Origin of the sequence: Herbiconiux daphne, assembly GCF_024979295.1 — a bacterium.
Lineage (GTDB): Bacteria > Actinomycetota > Actinomycetes > Actinomycetales > Microbacteriaceae > Herbiconiux > Herbiconiux daphnes.
In genome coordinates, this window is the sequence record NZ_JANLCJ010000181.1 from 1 (window position 1) to 976 (window position 976).

Sequence of the window (976 nt, forward strand, 5' to 3'; positions counted from 1 at the left end):
TGGTTTCTCAGTACGTTACAACTACTACAACGACAACTACTACTACAACTACTATTTGAACTACTACCACCTCAACTACTACGACTTCTACAACGACTAGTACCACGGTGGCACCCACAACAAGTACTACAACTACTAGTACCACTACGACAACATCAACTACTATACCAGTACCTACTCCATCAGGCTTGACAGCAACAACGTCACCTGGTAATGTAGATTTATCTAATGGTCATTTCATATGGCCTGCAGTTCCTGGTGCTACAGATTATTTGGTTCGTTTGAATAATGATACTAATAAAGCTGATATACTTGTGTGGACTTCAAATGTAGAACTTACAGCTGGAGTATTAGTCGACATTCCACATGCCGGTAACAAATGGTTCATTACTATTGCAGCTATCAACAATAATGGAGTTACCATGACTCAATCTATTGCTGAAAGTATGTTTAATAATAGTGAACTTCACTTTGGAGCCGCATTGGAATTCGATAGCCCACCAGCACCAACTACTACAACGACGTCGACTACGACCACTACTACAGTGGCACCGTAGTTTAAATTATTGATCTGGCTGATAAAACAGGAGGAAAATCAAAATGATTAAAAAAACAGTACCTTATGTGGACTATAACGGCAATAGTAAGACTTTCACAGCTTACTTCCATATGAATAAACGTGAACTTGTTAGATTCTCTGCACCATTTGGTGGAAGCCCTGATAAGCTTCAAGCATATATCAACAAAATTGTTAATAAAGATGATTTAACAGAACTTGTTGATTTCGTTGAAAAGATTATCTTGGATTCTTACGGTATTAAATCCGAAGATGGTTCTAAATTTGAAAAGTCACCAGCTATTCGTGAAGAGTATTCTAACTCAGAACCTTACGCTGAGTTGTTTGCACAATTGATGCAAGATCCGAATGAAGCTAATAACTTCTTCACTAGCATCGTTGGTGCAGCTCAGGCAGAAC

General features: G+C 38.4%; 2 protein-coding genes. Both read left to right on the forward strand.

Going from position 1 to position 976, the window contains the following annotated elements:
* The first annotated feature begins 188 nt into the window (after positions 1 to 188).
* Positions 189 to 557: a hypothetical protein gene (locus tag N1032_RS23910; RefSeq protein WP_259542930.1), complete on the forward strand. Its 369-nt coding sequence runs from the start codon at positions 189 to 191 to the stop codon at positions 555 to 557.
* A 43-nt stretch (positions 558 to 600) separates the two neighbouring features.
* On the forward strand, positions 601 to 976 hold a 376-nt coding region (locus N1032_RS23915), incomplete at its 3' end, for a hypothetical protein (protein WP_259542932.1).